Genomic DNA, 23,962 nt, shown 5'->3' on the forward strand with positions numbered 1-23,962 from the left:
TAAGCGAAACGCCGCTTGGGCGTGAAGGCGGTGAAGGCGGGCGGAGCCCGTTCACGCCCTCGCAAGTTTAGCGGCGTTTCGCTCCCCGCGAATGCAGGTCCACCCCATCGGACACTTGCGCTGGGGCGCGTTGCGTTCGGTGGGTGGTGGCGCTGCTACTTGCTCAGCGAGCGGAGAACAAGCCGAACCCCACTGAAGCGACCTCTTGGACGTCCACCTCGCCAGGCGAGTGCATCCATGCGGCGGGGGCCTGGACCGGGGCCTGGTCTGCGGAGTTGACCAGGGCTAATGCGCCGAGTACCAGGCCGGAGACGACTACGCCTGCGCCTGCGCGGCGGCCTAGGACTGCGCGGCCTTCGCCGAGGCGGGTGGAGGAGCCGAGGGGTTCTCCGCCTGCGAATGCCTCCGGGCGCTGGACGGTGACGAATTGGCCGTCGCGGGTCATGGCCAGGCCGTCGGGGGCTGAGGGGAGGTCGACCTCGTGCGGGATGGCGCGGAGGGCGGCCAGGAGGCCTGCCGGGGCGCCGGGGGCGTCTGCGGAGCGGACGGCGGCGCGGGCCTGGCGTTGGGCGGCGATCTCGGCGGAGCAGCACGGGCAGCGCGCCGCGTGGTCGGCGGCGCGCTGGTGGGCGCCGGGGGACAGCTCGCCGTCGACGAAGGCGACGACGGCGTCCGGCAGCAGGTGCTGTTCGGACATGCCCCACATCATGAAGCCGCCTCCGCGGCTGCGGCGAGTTCTCGGCGTCGCTCCAGCGAGGCCTTCAGGGCCTGGCGGCCCCGGTGGATTCGGCTGCGCACAGTTCCGAGCTTAACCCCAAGGGTCGCGCCGATCTCCTCGTACGAGAGCCCCTCCACGTCGCAGAGGACCACGGCGGCGCGGAAGTCCGGGGGCAGCTCGTCCAGGCTGGCCTGCAGGTCGGGGTCGAGGTGGGTGTCGGCGTAGATGTCCTCGGGGCTGGGCTCCTCGCCCTTGATGCGCTCGCTGTTCTCGGGCAGGGCGTGCATCTTGACCCGGCCCTTGCGGCGGACCATGTCCAGGAAGATGTTGACCGTGATGCGGTGCAGCCAGCCCTCGAAGGTCTGCGGCTTGTAGCTGTTCAGCGAGCGGAAGACCTTGATGAAGACGTCTTGGGTGATGTCGTCGGCGTCGTACTTGTTGCCGGAGAGCCGGTAGGCGAGCCGGTAGACGCGGTCGGCGTGCTCGCGCACGACCTCGTCCCAGGACGGGGCGACCCACTCCGCGTCCTCCACGGGCACCGTCTGCGTCATCGCGGGGATGTGCACCTCCTGGATGCTGTTGCCCTGGTCAACGTTGCGCTGCCGCCCTGTGTTCCCCATGTCCCGTAGTTCCCCCGCTCGGACCCGCCGTCACCGACGATTCTGGCGCGCGACGATGAGCCCACCGTGAGAGTGACCTGAGACATCCCTGAGAAACCAGCGGCCGGGCGCGTGACCTTCCGAGCAGGTTCACCCGATTTCGGGACAACCGGCGCTAACCTGCCTCCCTGTGGCACCGGATACGCCCGTCGTCGAGGACGACTCGCTGAGCGCCGCGCGGGCTCGCGCGGCGGCGCTGGGCTGCTCGGCCATCACCCCGGACGTGGGGGCGGCGCTGCGGTTCCTCGCCACCGTACTGCGGGCGAAGGCCGTCGTCGAGATCGGCACCGGCACCGGGGTCAGCGCCCTCTACCTGCTGCGCGGCATGGTGCCCGACGGCGTGCTGACCTCCATCGACGTCGAGCCCGAGCACCAGGCCGAGGCCAAGCGGACGCTGCGGGCGGCGGGCATCGCCCCCGGCCGCACCCGGCTGATCATGGGCCGGGCCCTCGACGTGCTGCCCCGGCTCACCGACGGCGGCTACGACCTGCTGTTCGTCGACGGCGCCAAGGGCGACTTCGGCGCCTACCACGACGAGGCCGTCCGGCTGCTGCGCCCGGGCGGGGTGCTGGCCTTCGCCGACGGCGCGAACTTACGCGACCTCGTCCGCGCCGTGCGCGCCGACGACCGCCTGGTCCACCTGACCCTGGCCGACGGCCTGCTCGTGGCCGCCAAGAGCGGCGAGCTCACTCGGCTCTGAAGCCCTTCCCCAGGACCACGACCTCCCCGGCGCTGACGGTGTACTGCACCCGGTCCAGCTCGGGGTCGACGCCGATGCGCACGCCGTCGGCGACCACGACGTTCTTGTCCAGGATCGCCCGGCGCACGGTCGCGCCCTTGCCGATGCGGGTGCCCGGCAGCAGCACGCTGCCCTCGACCACCGCGCCGTCCTCGATCACCACGTCGGAGAACACCACCGACCTGGTCACCGTCGCTCCGGAGATGATGGAGCCCGGTCCGACGATGGAGTCGCGCGCCGTCCCGTCGTGCACGAACTTCGCGGGCGGCAGCGGCGGCGTCGCGGTGCGGATGGGCCACTCGCGGTTGTAGAGGTTGAACACCGGGTGCGCGGACACCAGGTCCATGTGCGCCTCGTAGTAGGCGTCGATGGTCCCCACGTCGCGCCAGTAGCCGCGGTCGCGCTCGGTGGCGCCGGGCACCTCGTTGTCGTCGAAGTCGTAGACGTGCGCCACCCCGGCGTCGACCAGCATGGGGATGATGTCCCCGCCCATGTCGTGGGCGGAGTCGGACTGGGCGGCGTCGGCGCGCAGGGCCTCCAGCAGGGTCCGGCAGGAGAAGATGTAGTTGCCCATCGAGGCGAAGGTCACGTCCGGGTCGTCGGGCACCGACGGCGGGTTGGAGGGCTTCTCCAGGAACCCGGTGATCCGGCCTGCCGCGTCGGCGTCGATGCAGCCGAACGCCCGCGCCTCGGCCCGCGGCACCCGGATGCCCGCCACGGTCACGCCCGCCCCGGACTCGATGTGCCGGGCGAGCATCTGGGAGGGGTCCATCCGGTACACGTGGTCGGCGCCGAAGACCACGATGTAGTCCGGCTCCTCGTCGTAGACGAGGTTCAACGACTGGTAGATGGCGTCGGCGCTGCCGGTGTACCAGCGCTTGCCCAGGCGCTGCTGGGCGGGCACCGGCGTGACGTACTGGCCGAGCACGTTCGACAGCCGCCAGGTCGTGGAGATGTGCCGGTCCAGCGAGTGGGACTTGTACTGGGTGAGCACGCACAGCTGGTGGAAACCGGCGTTGACCAGGTTGGACAGCACGAAGTCCACCAGCCGGTAGTTGCCGCCGAAGGGCACGGCAGGCTTGGCCCGGTCGGCGGTCAGCGGCCAGAGCCGCTTGCCCTCGCCGCCCGCGAGCACGATCCCGAGTACGCGCGGCTGCCCCTTCACGGGGTGGACACTATTCGCCCCGCGCGATCACGGCCAGATGCGACACGGCGGGCCGGTCGGCGTTGTCGCGCCGTTCACCCGCCCGCCGCAGCGCGTTCGCGCCGCTGGTCGGCGGCTACCGTGCACCCTGTGCGGATCGGATTGCTGACGAGGGAGTACCCGCCGGAGGTCTACGGCGGCGCGGGCGTGCACGTGGGCTTCCTGGTGCCCCGGCTGCGCGAGCTGGTCGATGTGGACGTGCACTGCTTCGGCGCGCCCCGCGAGGACGCGGTCGCGCACAACCCGCTGGGCCTGCAGGACGCCAACGCCGCGCTGCGGACGCTGAGCGCCGACCTGTCGATGGCCGCGGCGACGGCCGGGGTCGACGTGGTCCACTCGCACACCTGGTACGCCAACCTCGCGGGCCACCTGGCCGCGCTGCTGCACGGCGTGCCGCACGTGGTCACCGCGCACTCCCTGGAGCCGCGCAGGCCGTGGAAGGCCGAGCAGCTGGGCGGGGGCTACCGGATCTCCTCCTGGGTCGAGCGCACGGCGTACGAGGCCGCCGACGCCATCATCGCCGTCAGCGAGGGCATGCGCGCCGACGTGCTGGACTGCTACCCCGCGCTGGACCCGGCGCGGGTGCACGTGGTGCGCAACGGCATCGACACCGACGAGTACCGGCCGGTGCCCGAGACCGGCGCGCTGCGCCGCCACGGGGTGGACCCGGACCGGCCGATCGTGCTGTTCGTCGGCCGGATCACCCGGCAGAAGGGCCTGGCCCACCTGGTCGCGGCCGCGCACTCGATCAGCGCCGACGCCCAGGTCGTGCTGTGCGCGGGCGCGCCGGACACCCCGGAGATCGCCGCGGAGACCCGGGCCGCGGTGCAGCGGCTGGCCGCGGCGCGCGGGGGCGTGCACTGGATCCAGGAGATGCTGCCCGCCGCCGAGCTGCGGCAGTTCCTCACCGCGGCCACGGTGTTCGTCTGCCCGTCGGTCTACGAGCCGCTGGGCATCGTCAACCTGGAGGCGATGGCGTGCGCGACCGCGGTGGTGGCCTCCGACGTCGGCGGCATCCCCGAGGTCGTCGCCGACGGGGAGACCGGCCTGCTGGTCCACTGCGGCGCCGACCCGGCCGCCTACGAGGCCGGGCTGGCCGCGGCGGTCAACGCCCTGCTCGCCGACCCGGCCAGGGCCGCGGCGATGGGCGCGGCCGGGCGGGAGCGGGCCCAGCGGGAGTTCTCCTGGGAGTCGGTCGCGGCGCAGACCGTCGAGGTCTACCGGGCGGCTGAGAGCTCGTTCAGGCGATGACGCCTACCGTGGCCCGCGTGGGCCCGCGCTTCTCCCGGTACACGGTCGCCTCGCTGACCGCGACCGCGATCACCCAGCTGGTCCTGTGGGTGCTGTACGCCCAGGCCAGCGTGGGCGCGCTGACGGCGAGCGCGATCGGCTTCGCCGTCGGGGCGGCGCCGCACTTCGTGATGATCCGCTGGTGGGCGTGGGGCCAGCGGGGCAGGCCGCGGCTGACCCGGCAGGTGGTCGGCTACCTGGTGGTCACCGCGCTGGGCGGGCTGGTGTCGGTCGGCTTCACCACCCTGGCCGACGCGCTGGTCGGGCCGCTGGTGGCCGACCTGGGCGCCCGGACGCTGGTGCTGAACCTGGCCTACGCCCTCGGCGGGCTGCCGGTGTTCGTGGCCAAGTTCGCCCTGCTCGACCGCCTGTTCGCTCAGCCAGCGAACGACTCGGCCAGCTCGACCAGCGTGCGCGCGCCGAAGCCGGTGGCCCCGGGGACGACCTCGCCGTAGGTCTTCTCCGCCCGCGCCGGGCCCGCGATGTCCAGGTGCGCCCACGGCAGGCCGCCGGTGAACTCGCGCAGGAACAACGCGGCGGTGATGCCGCCCGGGCCGGGCGGGCACTGCCGCAGGTCGGCGATGGTGGAGACGACGTCCTCGGCGTGGTCGGCCAGCAGCGGCATCCGCCACCAGGACTCCCCCACCGCCGAGCCCGCCGCGGCGATGCGGGCGGCGAGGTCGTCGTCGGTGGCGAAGAGGCCGCCGGTGCGCAGGCCGAGGCTGATCTTCATGGCCCCGGTCAGGGTGGCGACGTCGACCAGCAGGTCGGCGCCGAGGTCGCGGTGGGCGTAGGCGAGGGCGTCGGCCATCACCATGCGGCCCTCGGCGTCGGTGTTGGTGACTTCGGTCGTCTGCCCGCCGTAGTGGCGCACGACGTCGCCGGGGCGGTAGGCCGAGCCGGAGATGTGGTTTTCCGCACACGGCACCAGCGCGGTGATCCGCACCGGGAGGCCGAGCCGGGCGATGGCGATGGTGGCCGCGGCGACCGCCGCGCCGCCCGCCATGTCGGTGCGCATCAGGTGCATGCCCTCGGCGGGCTTGACCGAGATGCCGCCGGTGTCGAAGGTGATCCCCTTGCCGACCAGCACCAGGTGCGGGCCGCCTGCGCCTGCGGGGGCGTAGGTCAGCTCGACCAGCCGGGGCGGGCGGGCCGAACCGCCGCCGACGGCCAGCACCCCGCCGAAGCCGCGCTCGGCCAGCCAGGCCTCGTCGCGGACCACGGCGTCCACACCGGACACCTTGGCCGCCGCCCTGGCGATCGTCCTGGCCAGCCAGGCCGGGTCCTTGACGTTGGCCGGGGCGTTGGCCAGGTCGCGGGCGAACGCGGTGGCCGCGGCCAGCACCGCGGTGCGCTCGGCGAGGCCGCCGATCCGCTCGCGACGGTCCGGATCGGACACGACCAGGCGCAGCCCGCGCAGCCTGGGCGGCTGCTGCGCGCCGGTCACGGTGAAGCGGTAGCCGCCCAGCAGCACGCCGCGCAGGAAGGCGGCCAGGGCGTCGTCGGGGGTGTCGTCGGGCACGTCCAGCTGCAGGGACGGGCGGGGGTCGCCCTCGGTGAGCCGGTCCTGCGCGGCCCTGGCCAGCGCGGCGCCCGCCGCGCCCCAGTCGGCCGCCGCGCCTGCGCCGACGCCGACCACCCAGCTGGCGGCGGCGCCGGGCGGCGCGGACGCGACCTCGCCTGCCTTGCCGGTCAGGCCCAGCGCGTCCGCCCACTGCGGGGTGAGCCCCGGGTCGCCGAAGGAGGGCTGGTCACCGGCGCGGCGGCCGAGCGCGACGACGGGCGTGCCCGCGCGCGGCGCGGCGGCGACCTCGACGGCGGGCAGCGGCGAGGGCACCGTGGGCACCGGCGTTGGCAAGCGTTCCTCCGGGTTGCGGGGTGGGGACGGGAGGGGTTGGGGTCAGCCGACGGCGTTCTTGAGGGCCTCGCCGAGGTTGGCCGCCTCGTCCGGAGTCATCTCGACGACGAGGCGTCCGCCGCCCTCCAGCGGGACGCGCATCACGATGCCCCGGCCCTCCTTCGTCACCTCGAGGGGACCGTCACCGGTCCGGGGCTTCATGGCCGCCATAGCGTGCTCCCTCCGTCATAGCCTGCCTACCAGGCCGGGGGGAACCGGCCGGGCTCCGGCTATTCTCCCCCATCCGGTCGCGGCGGTGAAATCGGAACCGATCATCGCGTGTCGGTGACCGGCCACGATGGTGGCGCGGGGCCGCTTCGGACTGACAGACTCACTCCACGTGCGTGCCCGTTCGGCCCTGTTCGACGTCTACGGCGCCTACCTGCGCGGGCGGGGCGGCGCGGCCACCATCGCCGCCCTGGTCCGGCTGCTGGCCCCGCTGGACTTCGGCGCGCCCGCCATCCGGACCGCGGTGTCCAGAATGGTGCGCCAGGGCTGGCTGGCCCCCCGCAGGCTGCCCGACGGGCCCGGCTACGCCCTCACCGACCGCGCCGAGCGCAGGCTGGCCGAGGCCGCCGCGCGGATCTACCGGCTGGGCTCCTCCACATGGGACGGCCGCTGGCACGTGGTGGCCCTGGCCGAGCTGCCCGCCCGCCCGGCCCGCGACCGGCTCACCTCCTCGCTGCGACTGCTCGGCTACGGTCCGCTCGGCCCGGCGACCTGGGTGGCCCCGCGCCCCTCGGCCGGGCTGGCCGACGTGCTGGGCGAGGTGGCGGCCCGGGTCTTCCACGGCGCCCTCGACGGCGACGACGCCGACCTCGCCGCGACCGCGTGGGACCTGGCCGAGCTGGGCCGGGAGTACGCCGCGTTCACCGCGGCCTGGTCGGCCGAGCTGTCCGCTGTGGACGCCGCCGACCCGCCAGCGGCGTTCGCGGCCTGCCAGCGGCTGCTGCACGCCTGGCGCGGGTTCCTCTTCCGCGACCCGGGCCTGCCTGCGCAGCTGCTGCCGCCGGGGTGGCCCGGCGCGGCGGCCGCGGAGTTCTTCGACACCGAGACCGCCCGGTTCGCCCCGGCGGCGGCGAAGTTCGTCGACGACTGCCTGACCACCCGGAGGTAGGTTTGCCCGCGCTGCTCACCCACGACGACAACGGCGTCCGCACGTTGACGCTCAACCGGCCGGAGGCGTTCAACTCGCTGACGGTCGAGCTCAAGGAGGCCCTGCTGGCCGCCCTGGTCGCCGCGGCGTCCGACGACTCGGTCCGGGCGGTGGTCCTGACCGGCGCCGGGAAGGCGTTCTGCGCAGGCCAGGACCTCAAGGAGCACATGGCCCTGCTGGCCGCCGACGACCCGTCCCCGCTGGCGACGGTCGCCGACCACTACAACCCCATCGTGACGGCGATCACCACGCTGCCCAAGCCGATCATCGCCGCGGTCAACGGCATGGCCGCGGGCGCGGGGGCCTCCTTCGCCTACGCCTGCGACCTGCGGATCGCCGCGGACTCGGCGAAGTTCCTGATGGCCTTCGCCAACGTCGGGCTGACCGCGGACTCGGGCGCGTCCTGGACGCTGCCGCGGCTGATCGGCTACGGGCGGGCGATGGAGATGATGCTGCTGGCCAAGCCCGTGGCCGCCGACGAGGCGCTGCGCGTGGGCATGGTCACCCAGGTCGTCCCGGCCGCCGAGGTGCTGGCCACCGCCCAGGCGCTGGCCGCCCGGATGGCGGCGGGCCCGACCACCGCCTACGCCAAGATCAAGGAGGCGATGCTGGCCTCGGCGGGCGCCTCGCTGGCCGATGGCCTGGCCGTGGAGGGCCGCACGCAGGTCGAGGCGGGCCGCACCGCCGACCACCGCGAGGCCGTGGACGCCTTCGTGGCCAAGCGCGACCCCCGCTTCACGGGCCGCTGACCGACCCGGCCCGCCAGCACGTGGCCACGTGGTCGTCGACGATGCCGGTGGCCTGCATGAGCGCGTAGCAGGTCGTCGGCCCGACGAAGGCGAACCCGCGCCGCTTGAGCTCCTTGGCCATCGCCGCGGACTCCGGCGTCACCGCGGGCACGTCGGCCAGCGCGGCGGGCCGGGGCCGGGCCCCGGTGGGCGCGAAGGACCACAGCAGCTCGTCCAGGGGCACGTCCAGCGCGAGCACGGCCCGGGCGTTGCGGATGGTCGCGTCGATCTTGGCGCGGTTGCGGACGATGCCCGGGTCGGCCATCAGGCGGGCCACGTCGGCGTCGCCGAACGCGGCGACGGCGGCGGGGTCGAAGCCCGCGAAGGCGGCGCGGAAGGCCGGGCGCTTGCGCAGGATGGTGATCCACGACAGGCCGGACTGGAACGCCTCCAGCGACACCCGCTCGAACATCTCCCGGACCCCGCGCAGCGGCGTGCCCCACTCGGTGTCGTGGTACTCGACGTAGTCGGGAGTGGTCGCCCACCCGCACCTCATACCCGCGCCTCCGCGAAGTCGGCGAAGCGGCGCAGCGAGCGGCGCACCCCCATGCGGAACACCGGCCCGGTCAGCCGCCAGGCCACCGCGCCGAGCACGCCCAGCGGCGGGGCCAGCCGCTCCCACCACACCAGCGTGCTGCGGGCGACCCCGCGCGGCTCGACCCGGAACCCGCCGGTCCCGCGCACCAGCCCGCCCACGTGCGCGACCTCGCACGCCACGGGCGGCTCCCACCGGGTGATCTCCATGCGGTCGGTGAAGCCCAGCGGCCCGACGGCGGTGCGCGCGGCCAGCCGCGACCCCAGCCGCCCGTTGCCGGACACCACCCGCACGCGGGTGCCGAGCATCCACGCGCCCTGGTTGTGCCAGTCGGTCACCGCGGCCCAGACCACGGCGGCGGGGGCCACCACGTCGACGCGCTCGACGACCTCGATCACCGGTCGGCGGGTTCCGGCGCGCGGGCGGACTCCAGCTCGGCGACCCGGGCCCGCAGCGCGTCCAGCTCCGCCCCGACCCGGCGCAGCACCCAGTCCACCTCGCCCATCTTGTAGCCGCGCAGCACCAGCTGGAAGCGCACGGCCCGCAGGTCGTCGCCGGTCAGCCCCTCGGCGGGCAGGCGGGTCGGCGACGCGCCCGGCGGCAGCGCGGGCAGCTCCTCCCCGCGGCCGAACAGCACCGAGGCGAGCAGGAACACCACGGCCGCCACCAACACCATGACGACGAGGTACACGAGAGCGGAGGTCACGGGGCCGATGGTGGCACGGCGAGCCCCGCTCGCGCACGGTTAACCCGCTGTGAACTTCAATGAACGGTGCGCGAGCACCAGGATGCGCCCGTGCACGATGAACATCCCGGCGCCCACCGCCAGGCAGGGCAGGGGCATCAGCAGCCGGGACAGGTCCAGGTGCGCGGTGGCGGTGATCAGCACCATCAGGTTCAGCAGCAGCACGAACGACCCGGCGGCGCCGAGGAAGCCCGCCGCGCGGCCCAGCTTGCGGGTCTCGACCCCGCGCCGCGACAGCAGCCGCCCGGCCAGCAGCGCCACGCCCACCAGGCCCATCACCGCCCAGCCGATCCAGTCGTAGACGCCCGCGACGGCCTGGTACCAGGCGGGCACCGGGCCGCCGAAGTCCGACCAGCTCCCGATCCACACCAGCTCGTTGGTCTGCCACAGCGCGTGCATGACCGGCACGGCGACCAGCACCGACTTCAGCGCCCGCGCGCCCTCGGCGACCCCCAGCTCGGCCTGGTAGGCCCGGGCCAGGTGGGCCAGGTCGCCGAACTCGGCCACCGCCCGCCCGCGCGGGTCGGGGTGCCCGGCCGCGGCGTAGGCGTCGGCGGCGTCGTCGAGGCCGTCGCGGGCCTCGGCGAGCAGGTCGGCCTTCGCCGCGGCGGGCCCGCGTAAGCGCGTGGCGAGCGCGGCGATGTAGTCGGTGATCGGATCGCTCACGCCTGCGTGGGCCACGGTCCGCCTCCCAGGATCCCGTCGATGGCCGCCGTGAACTCCCGCCAGGCGGACCGCTCGGTGGCCAGCGCGCGCGTGCCCGCCGGGGTGAGCCGGTAGGTGCGCCGCTTGCGCCCGCCCACCGTGCTCCACTCGCTGACCAGCAGCCCGGCGCGCTCCAGCCTGCGCAGCGCCGGGTACACCGTCCCGGTCGGCAGGTCGAGCGCGCCGCCGCTGCGGGCCTGCAGGGCCTCGATGATCGCGTAGCCGTGCAGCTGGCGGCCGTCGATGACCGCCAGCAGCAGCGCGTCGAGGTGGCCGCGGAGGGCGTCGGCCTTCATGGCCGGAACCTTACGGAACCGGGGCAGCCCCGCGGACCCCGGTTCAACCCTGATCTTTCCCTGAGCCCCGCCATAAGTAGACACGCTACATGTAGCCTCCAAACCTATGGATGCGCTCGTGCTCGCCCGGCTGCAGTTCGCCGTGACGACCTCGTTCCACTTCTTGTTCGTGCTGCTGACCCTCGGCCTGGTCACGCTGGTCGCGGTCACCCAGACCCGCGCCCACCGCCGCGGCGATCCCCAGCTGTGGCGGATGACCCGGTTCTGGGGCCACCTCTACGTGATCAACTACGCGGTCGGCATCGCCACCGGCATCGTCATGGAGTTCCAGTTCGGGCTGAACTGGAGCGGCCTGTCGGCCTTCGCAGGCGACGTCTTCGGCGCGCCGCTCGCGGTGGAGACGCTGGTCGCCTTCTTCCTGGAGTCGACCTTCCTCGGCCTGTGGATCTTCGGCTGGGACCGGCTCTCCCCGCGCCTGCACCTGGCGCTGATCTGGCTGGTGGCCATCACCGCCTACGCATCGGCGCTGTGGATCATGACTGCCAACGCCTTCCTGCAGAACCCGGTCGGCCACGAACTGCGCGACGGGGTGCTGCGGCTGACCGACTTCGGCGCGCTGCTGACCAACCCCACCTTCGGCGCCGCGCTGCTGCACGTGCTGACCGGCTCGCTGCTGGCGGGCGGGGTGGTGATGGCGGGCATCAGCGCGTGGCACCTGCTGCGCGGCACCGCCGAGGCGGAGTTCTTCCGGCGCTCGCTGCGGCAGGGCGTCATCGCCGCCGCGGTCAGCTCGCCGTTCGTGATCGGCGCGGGCATCGCCCAGTTCCCGGTGATCAACGCGGTGCAGCCGGACAAGCTCGGCCAGGGGACCGGCCTGCTCGGCGTCCCGCTGGCGCTGATGATGAACATCGGCCTGGTCCTGATGATCACGAACCTGGTGCTGGCCCACGTGCTGCGCAAGCGCCAGCCGCGCTGGGCGCTGTGGCTGGCGGTGCTGGCGATCCCCTGGCCGTTCGTGGCCGCGATCAGCGGGTGGGTCTTCCGCGAGGTGGGCAGGCAGCCGTGGCTGGTCTACGGCCTGCTGCGCACCGAGGACGCGGCCAGCCAGACCGACCCGACCACGATGCTGCTCTCGTTCCTCGCCTTCACCGCCATGTTCGCCGCGCTGGCGGTCCTCGACTGGCGGCTGCTGGCCAAGGTCGCCCGGCGCGGCCCGGCATCGACCCAGGAATTCGTCCCCCAGGAGGTGCGGGCGTGGTGACGCTGTGGTTCGTCCTGCTCGGTGTGCTCTTCGCCGGGTACTTCGCGCTCGCGGGCGCCGACTACGGCACGGCGCTGCTGCTGCGCGCGGCCCCGCCGCAGCGCCGCCGCGAGGTGCTGGCGGCGACCGGGCCGTTCTTCCTCGGCAACGAGGTGTGGCTGGTCGCGGCCGTCGGCGTGCTGTTCGGCGCGTTCCCCCGGCTGGAGGGCGAGCTGCTGTCGGCGCTCTACCCGGTGCTGGTGGCGCTGCTGGTCGCGCTCATCGGCTTCACCGCGGCGGTGCAGCTGCGCGGGCGGCTCGCCGAGGGCGCCAAAGCGGGCTGGGACGCGCTGATCGTCGGCGGCGCGGCGGTCGTCGCCGTCGGGTGGGGCGTGTTCCTCGGGGCGCTGCTGACCGGGCTGCCGCTGGACGCCGACGGGCGCCGGGTCGGCGGCATCTTCACCCCGGTGGTGGTCGTGTCCGGGCTGGCCTTCGCCGCGCTGGTCATCGTCCACGGCGCGGTGTTCCTGCGCTGGCGCTCCAGCGTCGACGTGCGCCGGCTGGTCCCGGCGCTGAGCCGGGTGGCCGCCGGGCTCGTGGCCGCCGTCGCGGTGCTGGCTGCCTTCGAGGTCGACGGCGTGGAACCGCTGATCGCCGTGCCGGGCGCGGCCGCGGTGATCGCGCTCGTGCTGGTGGCCCCGCGGCTGGGCCCGGCGAGGGCGACGCTGTGCACCGCGCTGGCGTGCGGGCTGCCGGTGCTGGTGGTCGGCGCGGCCCGCTGGCCGGTGGCGCTGGCCTCGACCGCCGACCCGGCGGGCACGCTCACCGTCGCCGAGGCCGCGGCGGGCCCGGCCACGCTGGGCGTGCTGATCTGGTTCGCCGCCCTGGTGCTGCCGCTGGTCGCGGCCTTCCAGGGCATGTGCTGGTGGGCCTTCCGCGGCGGCGAGCGGCCGGTGTTCTGGTGAACGCGGTCCCCGGCATCCGTAACTACCTGGCCGTCCTCGGGGTGTTCGGCGTCGGCACGGCGGTCGCGGTGCTGCTCCAGGCCGAGCTCCTCGCGGCGTTCCTGGTGGACCCGACCCTCCCGGCCGCCGCGCTCGCCGGGCTCGCGGTCGCGCTGCGGGCCGGGATCGGCTGGGTGCGCGAGGTCGTCGCGGCCCGCACCGCGGCCCGGGTGGGGCACGAGCTGCGCACCCGGGTGCTCGACGGGGCGCCCGGGGACGCGGGCGCGGCAGCCACCCTGCTCACCCGCGGCATCGACGCGCTGCGCCCGTACCTGGCCGGGTACCTGCCCGCGGTCATGGTCGCCGCGGTGGTCCCGGTCGCCGTGCTGGTGCGGCTGGCGTTCGTCGACCTCACCTCGGCGGTCGTGGTCGCGTTGACGCTGCCGCTGGTGCCGGTGTTCGCCGCGCTGGTCGGCAAGCACACCGCGGCGCGCATGCAGTGGTCGGCGCTGGCCCGCCTCGGCGGGCACTTCCTTGACGTCATGCGGGGCCTGCCCGTGCTGCGGCTGTTCCAGCGGGTGGAGGCCCAGTCGGTGACCGTGCGGGCGATGGCCCGCGCCCACACCGACCTGACGATGCGCACGCTGCGGGTGGCGTTCCTCTCGGCGCTGGTGCTGGAGCTGGTGGCCACGCTGTCGGTGGCGCTGGTGGCGGTGCCGGTCGGCCTGCGGTTGCTCTCCGGCGGGGTCTCGGCGCACACCGCCGTGCTGATCCTGGTGCTGACCCCGGAGGCGTACCTGCCGCTGCGGGCGGCCGGGGCGCGCTTCCACGCCAGCACCGACGGCCTGGTCGCGCTGAACTCGGCGCTGGCCGTGCCGCGCGCCCCCGCCCGGGGCACCGCGCGACCGCCCGACCTGCGCACCGCCGACATCGCCTTCGACGGCGTGACGGTGTCCTATCCGGACCGCGGGGAGGTGCTGCGCTCGGTCCGGCTGCGGATCGCGCCCGGCGAGCGGATCGCGGTGGCCGGGCCGAGCGGGGCGGGCAAGAGCACGCTGATCGCGGTGCTGCTCGGGCTGGTCGCGCCCACGTCCGGGCGGGTCGTGGTGGGCGGGGTCGACCTGCGCGAGCTGGACCAGGACGCCTGGCGCGAGCGGCTGTCGTGGGTGCCGCAGCGGCCGTGGCTGTTCGCGGGCGACGTCCGGTCCAATGTGGCCCTCGGCGGGCCTGCCGTGGACCGGGCGCTGGCCGCGGCGGACCTGGCCGGGGTGGCGGGGCCGGTGGGCTCGCTGTCCACCGGCGAGGCGCAGCGGGTCGCGCTGGCCAGGGCGCTGGCCCGGCCAGCCGACCTGGTCCTGCTGGACGAGCCGACCGCGCACCTGGACGGGACTGGCGAGCGCGTCCTGCTCTCGGCCTGGCGGGCGCTGGAGACGACCTCGCTGGTCGTCGCGCACCGCCCGGTGTTCCTGCGGGAGGCGTCGCGCGTGCTGGTCGTCCGGGATGGGGTGGTGTCATGAGGATCGCGTGGGCGGCCCTGGCGGCGACGGCCGCGGAACTGGCGGGCGTCGGGCTGATGGCGGCGGCCGGGTGGCTGCTGCTGCGGGCCGCCGAGCACCCGCCGCTGGGCGCGCTGGCCATCGCCATCGTGCTGGTCCGGACGCTGGCACTGGGCCGCGGCGGCCTGCGCTACGTCGAGCGGCTGACCGGCCACCGCGCGGTGTTGGAGCACATCACCGACCTGCGCGGCAGGCTCTTCGACGCCGCCGCCCGCCGCGGCCTGTCCCACGGCGACGCGCTGAGCCGCCTGGTGTCCGATGTGGACGCGGTGCAGGACGCCGTGCTGCGCTGCCTGCTGCCGTGGATCACCGCGGCTGCCGTGGGCCTGGCGGCGGCGGGCGCGGCCTTCCTCGTGGATCCCCGCGCGGGCGCGGTGGTGGCGGGCGGGCTGGTCCTGGCCTGCGCGGGTGTCCTGCGCCGGTCGGACACCGCGGGCCCGGCGCTGCGCGGCAGGCTCGCCGACGAGGCCGACGAGCTGATCGGCGGCGCGGCCGAGCTGGCCGTCTTCGGCGCGACCCCGCGCTTCCGCGACCGCGCCGTGGCCACGTCGGCCCGCATCGCGGTCCTGGACCGCGCGGCTCCGGACGGCTTCGCCGCCGCGTTCACCAGCGTCGTGGGCGGGGTGACCGCGCTGTCGGCGGGCATGCTGACCGCCCACCGCGGCCTCCCGGTGGTGGCCGCCGTCGTCCTGGGCTTGATCGGCGTCTTCGAGACGGTCGTCCCCGCCGTCATCGCCACCCGCCGCTGGCCCGCCGCCCGCGCGGCCCTCCGCCGCCTGCGCGACCTGCTCAACACCGAAACCGACACCGAACCCGAGGCCTGGGGCATCAGCACGCGCATCGCCCAGGAGATCTGCTCGGCGCCACCGGGCCGCAAGATCGCCCTGGTCGGCCCGAGCGGCTCGGGCAAGACGACGCTCCTGCGCGCCATCGCCGCCAACGCCGACCCCGCCGCCGTCCGCGGCGCCTTCGCCGATGACCACGTGTTCAATGCGACCCTGCGCGACAACGTCCTCCTCGGCACCGACGCCACCCCCGACGAGACCGCCCTGGCCCCCTGGCTGGCCACCCTCCCCGACGGCTGGGACACCGACCTGACGGCGACCACGCTGTCCGGCGGCCAACGCGCCCGCCTCCTGCTCGCCCGAGCCCTCACCGCCCGCCCGGCCATCCTCCTGCTGGACGAACCCGTCGAGGGCCTCGACCCGGCCACGGCCGACGCGCTCCTGACCGACGTCCTCGCCTACCCGGGCACGGTCGTCGTGGCCACCCACCGCCTGGCGGCCCTGCCCCACGTCGACGAGATCCTCGTCTTCGACAACGGCACGGTGACCCAGCAGGGCCCCCACGCCACCCTCGTGGCCGAGCCCGACTACTACCGCGAGCACTGGCTCAACGAACGCGCGTTGGATGAGCTCGTACTTCCCGCATCGGCGGCCGGTCGGTGATGTCGATGGTGGTGGTGTCGGGGAGCCATTCGCCGCCCACCTGGACGAACTGGGTCAGGTGGTTCGCGGCGACGGGGACGCCGCAGCGGGTGAAGACGGTGCCGAGGATCTGGCGGGCCATGATGCCCAGTTGCTGGAGGGAGCGGTTGCGGTGCTTGCGCACGCCCAGGTTGACCTGGGCGATCCCGTCGAGGCCGTAGGCGCGGTGGGCGTCGAGCAGCAGGCCGATCTCCACGCCGTAGCCGCTGGCGAAGGGGACGGACTCCAGGAAGGCGCGGGTGCCCGCGTACTCCCCGCCCAGCGGCTGGATGACCGCCGAGAGCTCCGGGCGCAGGGCGGAGAGCACCGGGCGGGCCAGCAGCTCGGTGACCCGGCCGCCGCCGGTGCCGTGCTCGGTGGTCTCCACGCGCAGCGGGCGGCGGTAGAAGCCCTTGACCAGGTGCACGCCGGAGGCGGTCAGCAGCGGGCCGAGCAGGGTCGGGACGAAGGCCGGGTCCGGGTCGACGAGGTCGGTGTCGAGGAAGACCAGCAGGTCGCCGGTGGTGGCGGCCAGGGAGCGCCACAGCACCTCGCCCTTGCCGGGCAGCGGCGGCAGGTCGGGCAGCACGTCGTCGCGGGCCACCACCCGCGCGCCCGCGGCGGCCGCGACCTCGGCGGTGCGGTCGGTCGAGCCGGAGTCGACCACGACCAGCTCGTCGACCAGCGTGCCCAGCAGCGGGCGGACCGAGGCCACCACCGCGCCGACGGTCGCCTCCTCGTCCAGCGCGGGCAGCACGACGCTCACCGTGCGCGCGCCCTTGGCCAGGACCAGCTGCGAGACCGTCCACTCCGGGCTCTGCCAGACCAGCGCGGTCACGCCAGCGCCCGCACGGCCCTGGCGGGCGGGCGGGTGCCCGCGATGCCCGCGACCATGTCCACCACGTGCCGGGTGCGCCGGACCTCGTGGGCGCGGAAGACGCGCGCGCCCGCCCACGCCGACACCGCGGTCGCGGCCAGGGTGCCGTCCACCCGCTCGTCCAGCTCGACGCCGAGGGTCTCGCCGACGAAGTCCTTGTTGGACAGCGCCATCAGCACCGGCCAGCCGGTGTCGACCAGCCGGTCGAGGTGGCGCAGCAGGGCGAGGCCGTGCCAGGTGTTCTTGCCGAAGTCGTGGGTCGGGTCGATCAGCACGCCCTCGCGCGGCACGCCGATGGCGACCATGCGCTCCGCCCGGGCGACCAGCTCGGCGACGACCTCGCCGACCACGTCGGCGTAGCGGACGCGGTGCGGGTCGGTGCGGGGGGCGGCGCCCCCGGTGTGCGAGCAGACGATGCCCACGCCGTGCTCGGCGGCGACCTCGGCCAGCCGCGGGTCGGCCCCGGCCCAGGTGTCGTTGATCAGGTCGGCCCCCGCGGCGCAGACCGCGGCCCCGACCTCGTGGCGCCAGGTGTCGACGCTGATCACCACGTCGGGGTGCCGCTCGCGGACCGCCTCGACCATCGGCACGACCCGGCGGGCCTCCTCCGCGGCGTCCACGGCCTCCCCGTGCGAGCCCGCCCGCACCCCGCCGATGTCGATGATGTCCGCCCCGTCGGCCACGGCCCGGTCGACGGCGGCGAGCGCGGCCTCGGCGGCGAAGGTCGCGCCGCGGTCGTAGAAGGAGTCGCGGGTGCGGTTGACGATCGCCATGACGAGGGCGCGATCCTGGGGGACGGCGCGGGCGCCAAAGCGAAGAATCGTCACGAAACCCCATTTTACCGACGTGAGGCAGGTCTCCTCGGGGTCGGTGGGCCCGGGGCCGGGGAACTACAGTTGAAGCCGACTGAGGAGGACCAGCCGTGCTCTACCGCGCCCTGCGTGTCGTGCTCTCGTTCTTGACGAGGGTGTTCCTCCGCCCGGTGGTCACCGGCGCGGAGCTGGTCCCGGAGAAGGGGCCGGTGATCCTGGCTGTCAACCACCTGTCGGTGATCGACAGCTTCCTGGTCCCGATGATGGTCCGCAGGCCGGTCAGCTTCCTGGCCAAGGCCGAGTACTTCCAGGGCGGCTCCCCCCGCAAGCGGCTGGTCGCCACCCTGTTCACCGCCCTCGGCGCGATCCCGGTCGACCGCGACAACAGCCGCGCCGCCCTGGCCTCCCTCGACGTCGCAGGCGAGGTGCTCGACCGCGGCGCGGCGTTCGCCATCCACCCGGAGGGCACCCGCTCGCTGGACGGCAAGCTGCACCGCGGCCGCACCGGGGTGGCGCAGCTGGCGCTGGAGCACAAGGCGTGCGTGGTCCCGGTCGGCGTCATCGGCACCGACAAGGTCCTCCCGGCGGGGGCGAAGTTCCCCCGCCGCCACCGCCCGGAGATCCGCTTCGGCGCCCCCCTGTACTTCGACCGCTACGAGGGCCTGACCAACTCCCTGCCCATCCGCCGCGCGGTCACCGACGAGATCATGTACGCGATCATGGAGCTGTCCGGGCAGGAGTACGTCGACTCCTACCACAAGCGCTCCAGCGACCCCGCCGCCTAGCCCGCCGCGCAGGCGTCCAGCGCCTCCTCCACCGACCGGGTGAGGAGGACGGCGTCGAGGGCGGCCGGGCTGGCGAAGCCGCGGGTGGCCAGGTCCCTGGTCCAGGCCAGCAGGCCCGCCCAGTGGTCGTCGGGGTCGAGGAGGACCACCGGCTTGCGGTGCATGCCGAGGTAGCGCGAGGTCCAGACCTCGAACAGCTCCTCGCACGTGCCCAGGCCGCCCGGGAGGGCCAGGAAGGCGTCCGCGCGCTCGTCCATCTCGCGCTTGCGCTCGCGCATCGTGTCGACCACGACGAGCTCGTCGGCCTCCGGGTCGGCCTTCTCCAGGTTGACCAGGCCGTGCGGGATCACCCCGACGGTCTTGGCCCCGCCGCGGCGGGCGGCGCGGGCGAGCACGCCCATCATCGCCGCCGACGAGCCGCCCCAGACCAGCGACCAGCCGCGGGCGGCCAGGCCTGCGCCCACGGCGTCGGCGATGTCGAGGTACGCCTGCGGGACGTTGTCGTTAGAGCCGCAGTACACGCAAAGCCTCAGTGCGTGTCGAGCCATGCCTGATAAGCCTCCTCGACCACGCGCACCGCGTCGTCGACGTCGTCGGTCAGGTGGAGCAGGGCGAGGTCCTTCTCGCCGATCTTGCCCGCGGCGTGCACCGAGTCCCGCAGCCAGGCGTGCAGGCCCGACCAGTACTCGGTGCCGAACAGCACGACCGGGAACTTGGTGACCTTCTTCGTCTGCACCAGCGTCAGCGCCTCGAACAGCTCGTCAAGGGTGCCGAACCCGCCGGGCAGGCAGATGAACGCCTGGGAGTACTTGATGAACATCGTCTTGCGGGCGAAGAAGTAGCGGAAGTTCACGCCCAGGTCGACCCACGGGTTGAGGCCCTGCTCGAAGGGCAGCTCGATGCCCAGGCCGATGGACAGCCCGCCCGCCTCCGACGCGCCCCGGTTGACCGCCTCCATCGTCCCCGGGCCGCCGCCGGTGATCGTGGCGAAGCCCGCGGCCGCCAATGCCGCGCCGATCTCCCGGCCGGTCGCGTACTCGGGGTCGTCGCGGCCGGTGCGGGCCGAGCCGAACACCGTGACCGCGCGCGGGACCTCGGCGAGCGCGCCGAAGCCCTCGACGAACTCGGCCTGGATGCGCAGCACGCGCCACGGGTCGGTGTGCACCCAGTCGCTGGGGCCGCGGGAGTCGAGCAGGCGCTGGTCGGTGGTCGTCGCCTCGTCGCTGCGCCCGCGGCGCAGGGTGACGGGGCCGCGCTGCTTCTCGCGCGGGTGCGGGTCCTCGGTGGTCACCCCGGCGAGTGTAGGGAACGGCGTGCGGGCGCGGCGGCGTCGGAGCGGGCATGACGGCCGACATCGACAAATCCCTGCGCGCCCTCCGGAGCCGGATCGCCGCGCTGGAGGAGCAGCGCGCCGCCGACCGCGACGCCCTGCCCGCGCGGCTCATCGCCCCGGCGCTGGCCGCGGCCGCCGTGGTGCTCACCGCCCTGCCGTGGGTGACCGACCGCAAGGTCGACCGCACGCTGTGGGGCATGGTCGGCGACCACGGCCAGGCGCTCGCCCTGCTCGCCGCGGTCCTGGCGCTGGCGGGCACTGCGGTGTGGTCGGCCTGCGCCGAGTCGGTCGGCGCCGGGGCCAAGGCCGCCGCGGGCGCCCTGGGCCTGGCCGCGGCGGCGCTGCTGGTCTGGCTGGGCACGACCGCCGACGGCGCCTGGTGGCCCGCGCCCTGGCTGCTGCTGGCCTGCGTCCCCGCCCTGGTGGCGGCGACCGCCGTCAGGCGGTGATGAACCGGGTCAGCACCTCGGCGCAGCGGCGGATGTCGGCCTCGGCGACGTTCTCCTGCTGGGTGTGGGCCAGCGTCGGGTCGCCGGGGCCGAAGTTGACCGCCGGGATGCCTCGGGCGGCGAAGCGGGAGACGTCGGTCCAGCCCAGCTTGGCCACCGGGGCGCCGCCGGCGGCGGCGACCAGGCTCTGCGCGGCGGGGGTCGACAGGCCGGGCAGGGCGCCAGCGGCGAAGTCGACGACGGTGAGGTCGCCGAGCACCTCGCGCAGGTGGGCCTCGGCGTCGGCGGGCGAGCGGTCCGGGGCGAAGCGGTGGTTGACCACCAGCACGGCCTCGTCCGGGACGACGTTGCCCGCCACCCCGCCCGAGATCGACACCGCCTGCAGGCCCTCCCGGTACACGCACCCGTCGATCTCGACCGTGCGCGGCTGGTAGGCCGCCAGCGCCCGCAGCGGCCGCTCCAGCGCGTGGATGGCGTTCTCCCCCATCCACCCCCGGGCCGTGTGCGCGCGCACGCCCTTGGTGCGCACCTCGACGCGCATCGTGCCCTGGCAGCCCGCCTCGACCACGGCGTTCGACGGCTCGCAGACGATCGCCAGGTCGCCTTCCATCCACCCGGGCAGCTCGCGCTCGATGCGGGTCAGCCCGTTGCTGGCGAAGTCGATCTCCTCGCAGTCGTAGAAGATGAAGGTCAGGTCGTGCGCGGGGGCGGTCACCGCGGCGGCCAGGTGGAGCATGACCGCGTCGCCGCCCTTCATGTCGACGGTGCCCAGGCCGTGCAGCACGCCGTCGGTGCGGCGCAGCGGCAGGTTGCCGTTGACCGGGACGGTGTCCAGGTGCCCGGCGAAGACCACCCGGGACGGCTTGCCCAGCGCGGTGCGGGCCAGCACGGCGTTGCCGGAGCGGATGACCTCCAGGTGGGGGGCCTGCGCCCGCAGCGCGGCCTCCACGGCGTCGGCCAGCGCGGCCTCCTCCCGGGAGACGCTCGGCACGTCCACCAGGGCGGCGGTCAGCTCGACGGGATCGGCGGTGATGTCCAGGACGTGGGTCACGTCCCGCCACGCTATACGGTGGACCGCGTGAGCAGTGCAGACACCACCGGCGCGAGCGGCGCAGGACTGGCCACCACCACCCCGGACGGGACCGTGCTCGACGTCTGGTTCCCGCACCCGGAACTGGGCGCGCACGAGACCTCGGGAACCACCCGGACCAGCGACTTCGTGGAGCAGGTCGGGCGCGACGACGACCGCGGCGTCGAGGTCGCCGCGGTGCGGACGACCATCGCCGACCTCTCGGCGCCCCCGGTCGACGCCTACGACGTCTACCTGCGCCTGCACCTGATCTCGGCCCGGCTGGTCAAGCCGCACGGGGCCAACCTCGACGGGGTGTTCGGCCTGCTCAGCAACGTCGTGTGGACCAACTTCGGGCCGTGCGCGGTGGCGGGCTTCGAGGACGTGCGGCTGCGCCTGCGCGCCCGCGGCCCGGTGACCGTCTACGGCGTGGACAAGTTCCCCCGGATGGTCGACTACGTCCTGCCCACCGGCGTCCGCATCGCCGACGCCGACCGGGTCCGCCTCGGCGCGCACCTGGCCGAGGGCACGACGGTCATGCACGAGGGCTTCGTCAACTTCAACGCGGGCACGCTCGGCGCGTCGATGGTCGAGGGCCGCATCTCCGCGGGCGTGGTGGTCGGCGACGGCTCCGACGTCGGCGGCGGCGCGTCGATCATGGGCACGCTCTCCGGCGGCGGCAAGGAGACCATCGCCATCGGCGAGCGCTGCCTGATCGGGGCGAACGCCGGTGTCGGCATCTCCCTGGGCGACGACTGCGTGGTCGAGGCCGGGCTGTACGTGACCGCCGGGACCAAGATCTCGTTACCCGACGGCACGACGGTCAAGGCCCGCGAGCTGTCGGGGCAGAGCGGGCTGCTGTTCCTCCGCAACTCCACCACCGGCGCGGTCGAGGTCCGCCAGCGCACCGGGCAGGGCATCGCGCTGAACGCCGCGCTGCACGCGAACTGACTAACCTGGCTGGATGGGCGCTCCGACCAGGCGCGTCCGGGCCCAGCTCGACCGCCAGGTCCGGGCGCTCATCCAGCACGCGGACGGGGTCCGCGGCTCCCATGACCCCGAGCACGTGCACCAGCTGCGCGTCGCCGTCCGACGGGCGCGGGCCGTGCTCAAGGCCACCAGCACCCACAAGCACCTGCAAGCCGAGCTGAAGTGGCTCGGCGGGGTGTGCGCCGACGTCCGCGACGCCGACGTCCTGCTCGCCCGCCTGCGCGCCTCGGCCGCCGGGTTCGACGCCGACGAGCGCGCCGCCGTCGACCGCCTGCTCGACGGCGTGGCCGAGCAGCGCCGGGGCGCCCGCAGGCACCTGCTGGCCGCACTGCGCAGCACCCGCTTCCGCGCCTTGGTCTCCTCGCTGGCGGAGGCGGCGCGGGCCGTCGAGCCCGCCGCGGTGGCGCTGCCGCACCGCAAGTTCGCCAAGGCGCTGGCACGGCTCGGTGACGACCCGGGCGATGAGGACCTGCACCGCCTGCGCATCCGCGGCAAGCGCCTGCGCTACGCCGCCGAGTTGCGGGGCAAGAAGGCGAAACCGCTGGTCAAGGCCACCAAGAAGCTGCAAGGCGTGCTCGGCGAGCACCAGGACGCCGCCGTCGCGGTCGCCCGCGTCCGCGCGCTGCTGGCGGCGATGGGCGGCGCTGTCCCGGTGGACGTGGCGCTGGTCGCCGGGCGGCTCATCGAACGCGAGCACGCGCGCCGGGCCGAGTCCCGGGCGCGCTGGCGGGCGGCAGCGGCCGAGGTCGGGAAGCGGGCTGCCGCGCTGTCGGGACGATCACACCTTACCGACGGGTAATGTGGTGGCCACGGTCGGTGTGCTACCCCTGACGGAGGGCACACGCATCCGATCCGGAGGCACGCGATGACGGCACCAGTGGTCGAGCAGGTCGTGGACACCGACCGGTACCCGCCGGGCGACCCGGCGGTGGTGGCCGCCGCAAGGGCCGAGCTGGCCGAGTCCGGGTGCTGCGTGCTCCCCGACTTCATCCGCCCGCACCTGCGCGAGGCCCTGCGCCGCGAGGGCGAGCAGATCGCCCCGCTGGCGCACTACGAGACCGAGACCGTCAACGCCTACAACATCCCCGTCGACAGCGACCTGCCCGAGGACCACCCGGGCCGCCGGACGATGGTGCGCGGCAACGCCTTCGTGCCGTGGGACCGCATCCCGGCCACGGCGATCATCCACCGGCTCTACACCAGCCCGCAGTTCCAGCGGTTCGTCGCCGACTGCTTCGAGCTGCCCGAGGTGCACCCGCTGGCCGATCCGCTGGCCGGGCTGTGCCTCAACGTCGTGCGGCCGGGGATGGCCCACCCGTGGCACTTCGACACCAACGAGTTCACCGTCAGCATGCTGACGCAGGCGGCCGAGCGGGGCGGCGACTTCGAGTACTGCCCCAACATCCGCTCGGCCGACGCGGAGAACTTCGCCGACGTGCGCGGCGTGCTCGACGGCGACACCCGGCTCGTGCGGCGGCTGGCCCTGCGGCCCGGCGACCTGCAGCTGTTCAAGGGCCGGTACTCCCTGCACCGGGTCACCGAGGTCGGCGGCGCGACCCAGCGGCACTCGGCGATCTTCGCCTACAGCCTGCGCCCCGGCGTGGTCGGCAGCCCGGCGCGCACCCGGCAGCTCTTCGGCCGGGTGCTGCCCGCGCACGAGCGCCGCCCGGTGCGCGGCGACGGCCTCCTGGACTGACGGCCTCCTGGAC

General features: G+C 74.5%; 29 protein-coding genes. 14 read left to right on the top strand and 15 right to left on the bottom strand.

Annotation, left to right across the window (positions count from 1 at the left end):
• Positions 1 to 163: 163 nt before the first annotated feature.
• Together ACWEPX_RS28230 and sigE are read right to left on the bottom strand one after the other, a co-directional pair.
• Positions 164 to 706 carry a zf-HC2 domain-containing protein gene (locus tag ACWEPX_RS28230; protein WP_451900389.1) on the bottom strand — a complete coding sequence of 181 codons (543 nt, stop codon included), beginning with the start codon at positions 704 to 706 and terminating at the stop codon, positions 164 to 166.
• Positions 706 to 1,338 (bottom strand): RNA polymerase sigma factor SigE, encoded by a 633-nt coding sequence (gene sigE, locus ACWEPX_RS28235; protein WP_451900285.1) that lies wholly within the window; start codon positions 1,336 to 1,338, stop codon positions 706 to 708. Before sigE ends, ACWEPX_RS28230 begins: the two co-directional genes overlap by 1 nt.
• Before the next feature lie 169 nt (positions 1,339 to 1,507).
• On the opposite strand from sigE, the gene ACWEPX_RS28240 reads away from it, so the two are divergent.
• Positions 1,508 to 2,077 carry an O-methyltransferase gene (locus ACWEPX_RS28240; protein ID WP_451900286.1) on the top strand — a complete coding sequence of 190 codons (570 nt, stop codon included), beginning with the start codon at positions 1,508 to 1,510 and terminating at the stop codon, positions 2,075 to 2,077.
• Here the strand turns inward: ACWEPX_RS28240 and glgC are convergent.
• Positions 2,064 to 3,281 (bottom strand): glucose-1-phosphate adenylyltransferase, encoded by a 1,218-nt coding sequence (gene glgC / locus ACWEPX_RS28245; RefSeq protein ID WP_451900287.1) that lies wholly within the window; start codon positions 3,279 to 3,281, stop codon positions 2,064 to 2,066. The two genes, ACWEPX_RS28240 and glgC, sit on opposite strands and share 14 nt — an antisense overlap.
• Before the next feature lie 129 nt (positions 3,282 to 3,410).
• Here glgC and glgA point away from each other — a divergent pair, with 129 nt between their 5' ends.
• Both glgA and ACWEPX_RS28255 read left to right on the top strand, forming a co-directional pair.
• A complete protein-coding gene (gene glgA / locus ACWEPX_RS28250; RefSeq protein ID WP_451900288.1) occupies positions 3,411 to 4,571 on the top strand; it encodes a glycogen synthase in 1,161 nt (386 codons plus the stop codon).
• A gap of 17 nt (positions 4,572 to 4,588) precedes the next feature.
• Positions 4,589 to 5,065 (top strand): GtrA family protein, encoded by a 477-nt coding sequence (locus tag ACWEPX_RS28255; RefSeq protein WP_451900289.1) that lies wholly within the window; start codon positions 4,589 to 4,591, stop codon positions 5,063 to 5,065.
• Here ACWEPX_RS28255 and ACWEPX_RS28260 read toward each other — a convergent pair.
• Together ACWEPX_RS28260 and ACWEPX_RS28265 are read right to left on the bottom strand one after the other, a co-directional pair.
• Positions 4,987 to 6,456: a leucyl aminopeptidase family protein gene (locus ACWEPX_RS28260; RefSeq protein ID WP_451900290.1), complete on the bottom strand. Its 1,470-nt coding sequence runs from the start codon at positions 6,454 to 6,456 to the stop codon at positions 4,987 to 4,989. The genes ACWEPX_RS28255 and ACWEPX_RS28260 overlap by 79 nt on opposite strands.
• 54 nt (positions 6,457 to 6,510) lie before the next feature.
• Positions 6,511 to 6,678, bottom strand: a complete 168-nt coding sequence (locus ACWEPX_RS28265; protein ID WP_189208333.1) for a DUF3117 domain-containing protein — start codon at positions 6,676 to 6,678, stop codon at positions 6,511 to 6,513.
• A 169-nt stretch (positions 6,679 to 6,847) separates the two neighbouring features.
• Here ACWEPX_RS28265 and ACWEPX_RS28270 point away from each other — a divergent pair, with 169 nt between their 5' ends.
• The gene (locus tag ACWEPX_RS28270) at positions 6,848 to 7,624 is read left to right on the top strand and encodes a PaaX family transcriptional regulator (protein ID WP_451900291.1); all 777 of its coding nucleotides are present in this window, start codon (positions 6,848 to 6,850) and stop codon (positions 7,622 to 7,624) included.
• A gap of 2 nt (positions 7,625 to 7,626) precedes the next feature.
• Positions 7,627 to 8,412: an enoyl-CoA hydratase-related protein gene (locus tag ACWEPX_RS28275; RefSeq protein WP_451900292.1), complete on the top strand. Its 786-nt coding sequence runs from the start codon at positions 7,627 to 7,629 to the stop codon at positions 8,410 to 8,412.
• Here the strand turns inward: ACWEPX_RS28275 and ACWEPX_RS28280 are convergent.
• The 5 genes from ACWEPX_RS28280 to ACWEPX_RS28300 are packed head-to-tail and all read right to left on the bottom strand — an operon-like array spanning position 8,399 to position 10,732.
• Entirely contained in the window at positions 8,399 to 8,947 is a 549-nt protein-coding gene (locus ACWEPX_RS28280) for a DNA-3-methyladenine glycosylase I (protein WP_451900293.1), read from the bottom strand. The two genes, ACWEPX_RS28275 and ACWEPX_RS28280, sit on opposite strands and share 14 nt — an antisense overlap.
• Entirely contained in the window at positions 8,944 to 9,384 is a 441-nt protein-coding gene (locus tag ACWEPX_RS28285) for an SRPBCC family protein (protein ID WP_451900294.1), read from the bottom strand. Before ACWEPX_RS28285 ends, ACWEPX_RS28280 begins: the two co-directional genes overlap by 4 nt.
• Positions 9,381 to 9,692: a DivIVA domain-containing protein gene (locus ACWEPX_RS28290; protein ID WP_451900295.1), complete on the bottom strand. Its 312-nt coding sequence runs from the start codon at positions 9,690 to 9,692 to the stop codon at positions 9,381 to 9,383. The genes ACWEPX_RS28285 and ACWEPX_RS28290 overlap by 4 nt, the downstream gene beginning before the upstream one ends.
• 39 nt (positions 9,693 to 9,731) lie before the next feature.
• Complete coding sequence (locus tag ACWEPX_RS28295) at positions 9,732 to 10,397, bottom strand: permease prefix domain 1-containing protein (protein WP_451900296.1); 666 nt, start codon at positions 10,395 to 10,397, stop codon at positions 9,732 to 9,734.
• The gene (locus tag ACWEPX_RS28300; RefSeq protein ID WP_451900297.1) at positions 10,394 to 10,732 is read right to left on the bottom strand and encodes a PadR family transcriptional regulator; all 339 of its coding nucleotides are present in this window, start codon (positions 10,730 to 10,732) and stop codon (positions 10,394 to 10,396) included. The genes ACWEPX_RS28295 and ACWEPX_RS28300 overlap by 4 nt, the downstream gene beginning before the upstream one ends.
• Positions 10,733 to 10,838: 106 nt before the next feature.
• On the opposite strand from ACWEPX_RS28300, the gene ACWEPX_RS28305 reads away from it, so the two are divergent.
• From ACWEPX_RS28305 to ACWEPX_RS28320, 4 genes are read left to right on the top strand one after another with little or no spacing between them, the layout of a single operon-like run.
• Complete coding sequence (locus ACWEPX_RS28305) at positions 10,839 to 11,993, top strand: cytochrome ubiquinol oxidase subunit I (protein ID WP_451900298.1); 1,155 nt, start codon at positions 10,839 to 10,841, stop codon at positions 11,991 to 11,993.
• Positions 11,987 to 12,937 carry a cytochrome d ubiquinol oxidase subunit II gene (locus ACWEPX_RS28310; protein ID WP_451900299.1) on the top strand — a complete coding sequence of 317 codons (951 nt, stop codon included), beginning with the start codon at positions 11,987 to 11,989 and terminating at the stop codon, positions 12,935 to 12,937. Before ACWEPX_RS28305 ends, ACWEPX_RS28310 begins: the two co-directional genes overlap by 7 nt.
• The gene (gene cydD, locus ACWEPX_RS28315) at positions 12,934 to 14,433 is read left to right on the top strand and encodes a thiol reductant ABC exporter subunit CydD (protein WP_451900300.1); all 1,500 of its coding nucleotides are present in this window, start codon (positions 12,934 to 12,936) and stop codon (positions 14,431 to 14,433) included. The genes ACWEPX_RS28310 and cydD overlap by 4 nt, the downstream gene beginning before the upstream one ends.
• A complete protein-coding gene (locus tag ACWEPX_RS28320) occupies positions 14,430 to 15,920 on the top strand; it encodes an amino acid ABC transporter ATP-binding/permease protein (protein WP_451900301.1) in 1,491 nt (496 codons plus the stop codon). The genes cydD and ACWEPX_RS28320 overlap by 4 nt, the downstream gene beginning before the upstream one ends.
• On the opposite strand, the gene ACWEPX_RS28325 is transcribed toward ACWEPX_RS28320, so the two are convergent.
• Both ACWEPX_RS28325 and folP read right to left on the bottom strand, forming a co-directional pair.
• On the bottom strand, positions 15,865 to 16,776 hold the full coding sequence (locus tag ACWEPX_RS28325) for a glucosyl-3-phosphoglycerate synthase (RefSeq protein ID WP_451900302.1): 912 nt from the start codon (positions 16,774 to 16,776) through the stop codon (positions 15,865 to 15,867). The two genes, ACWEPX_RS28320 and ACWEPX_RS28325, sit on opposite strands and share 56 nt — an antisense overlap.
• Positions 16,773 to 17,588 carry a dihydropteroate synthase gene (gene folP, locus ACWEPX_RS28330; RefSeq protein WP_451900390.1) on the bottom strand — a complete coding sequence of 272 codons (816 nt, stop codon included), beginning with the start codon at positions 17,586 to 17,588 and terminating at the stop codon, positions 16,773 to 16,775. The genes ACWEPX_RS28325 and folP overlap by 4 nt, the downstream gene beginning before the upstream one ends.
• Positions 17,589 to 17,737: 149 nt before the next feature.
• Here folP and ACWEPX_RS28335 point away from each other — a divergent pair, with 149 nt between their 5' ends.
• Positions 17,738 to 18,412 carry a lysophospholipid acyltransferase family protein gene (locus tag ACWEPX_RS28335; RefSeq protein ID WP_451900303.1) on the top strand — a complete coding sequence of 225 codons (675 nt, stop codon included), beginning with the start codon at positions 17,738 to 17,740 and terminating at the stop codon, positions 18,410 to 18,412.
• On the opposite strand, the gene ACWEPX_RS28340 is transcribed toward ACWEPX_RS28335, so the two are convergent.
• Both ACWEPX_RS28340 and ACWEPX_RS28345 read right to left on the bottom strand, forming a co-directional pair.
• A complete protein-coding gene (locus ACWEPX_RS28340; protein ID WP_451900304.1) occupies positions 18,409 to 18,960 on the bottom strand; it encodes an LOG family protein in 552 nt (183 codons plus the stop codon). The genes ACWEPX_RS28335 and ACWEPX_RS28340 overlap by 4 nt on opposite strands.
• Positions 18,942 to 19,703: an LOG family protein gene (locus tag ACWEPX_RS28345; RefSeq protein ID WP_451900305.1), complete on the bottom strand. Its 762-nt coding sequence runs from the start codon at positions 19,701 to 19,703 to the stop codon at positions 18,942 to 18,944. The genes ACWEPX_RS28340 and ACWEPX_RS28345 overlap by 19 nt, the downstream gene beginning before the upstream one ends.
• 50 nt (positions 19,704 to 19,753) lie before the next feature.
• On the opposite strand from ACWEPX_RS28345, the gene ACWEPX_RS28350 reads away from it, so the two are divergent.
• Positions 19,754 to 20,194, top strand: coding sequence for a hypothetical protein (locus tag ACWEPX_RS28350; protein ID WP_451900306.1), 441 nt, complete (start codon positions 19,754 to 19,756; stop codon positions 20,192 to 20,194).
• On the opposite strand, the gene dapE is transcribed toward ACWEPX_RS28350, so the two are convergent.
• Entirely contained in the window at positions 20,184 to 21,245 is a 1,062-nt protein-coding gene (gene dapE, locus ACWEPX_RS28355; RefSeq protein ID WP_451900307.1) for a succinyl-diaminopimelate desuccinylase, read from the bottom strand. The two genes, ACWEPX_RS28350 and dapE, sit on opposite strands and share 11 nt — an antisense overlap.
• An 18-nt stretch (positions 21,246 to 21,263) precedes the next feature.
• Between dapE and dapD the strand changes: the two genes are divergently transcribed.
• The 3 genes from dapD (at position 21,264) to ACWEPX_RS28370 (ending at position 23,949) form a co-directional block, all read left to right on the top strand.
• A complete protein-coding gene (gene dapD / locus ACWEPX_RS28360; protein ID WP_451900308.1) occupies positions 21,264 to 22,214 on the top strand; it encodes a 2,3,4,5-tetrahydropyridine-2,6-dicarboxylate N-succinyltransferase in 951 nt (316 codons plus the stop codon).
• 13 nt (positions 22,215 to 22,227) lie between these two features.
• Positions 22,228 to 23,052 carry a CHAD domain-containing protein gene (locus ACWEPX_RS28365; protein WP_451900309.1) on the top strand — a complete coding sequence of 275 codons (825 nt, stop codon included), beginning with the start codon at positions 22,228 to 22,230 and terminating at the stop codon, positions 23,050 to 23,052.
• Positions 23,053 to 23,118: 66 nt separating this feature from the next.
• A complete protein-coding gene (locus tag ACWEPX_RS28370; RefSeq protein ID WP_451900310.1) occupies positions 23,119 to 23,949 on the top strand; it encodes a HalD/BesD family halogenase in 831 nt (276 codons plus the stop codon).
• Positions 23,950 to 23,962: the final 13 nt, after the last annotated feature.

The sequence above is a fragment of the Actinokineospora sp. NPDC004072 genome, from assembly GCF_053604195.1.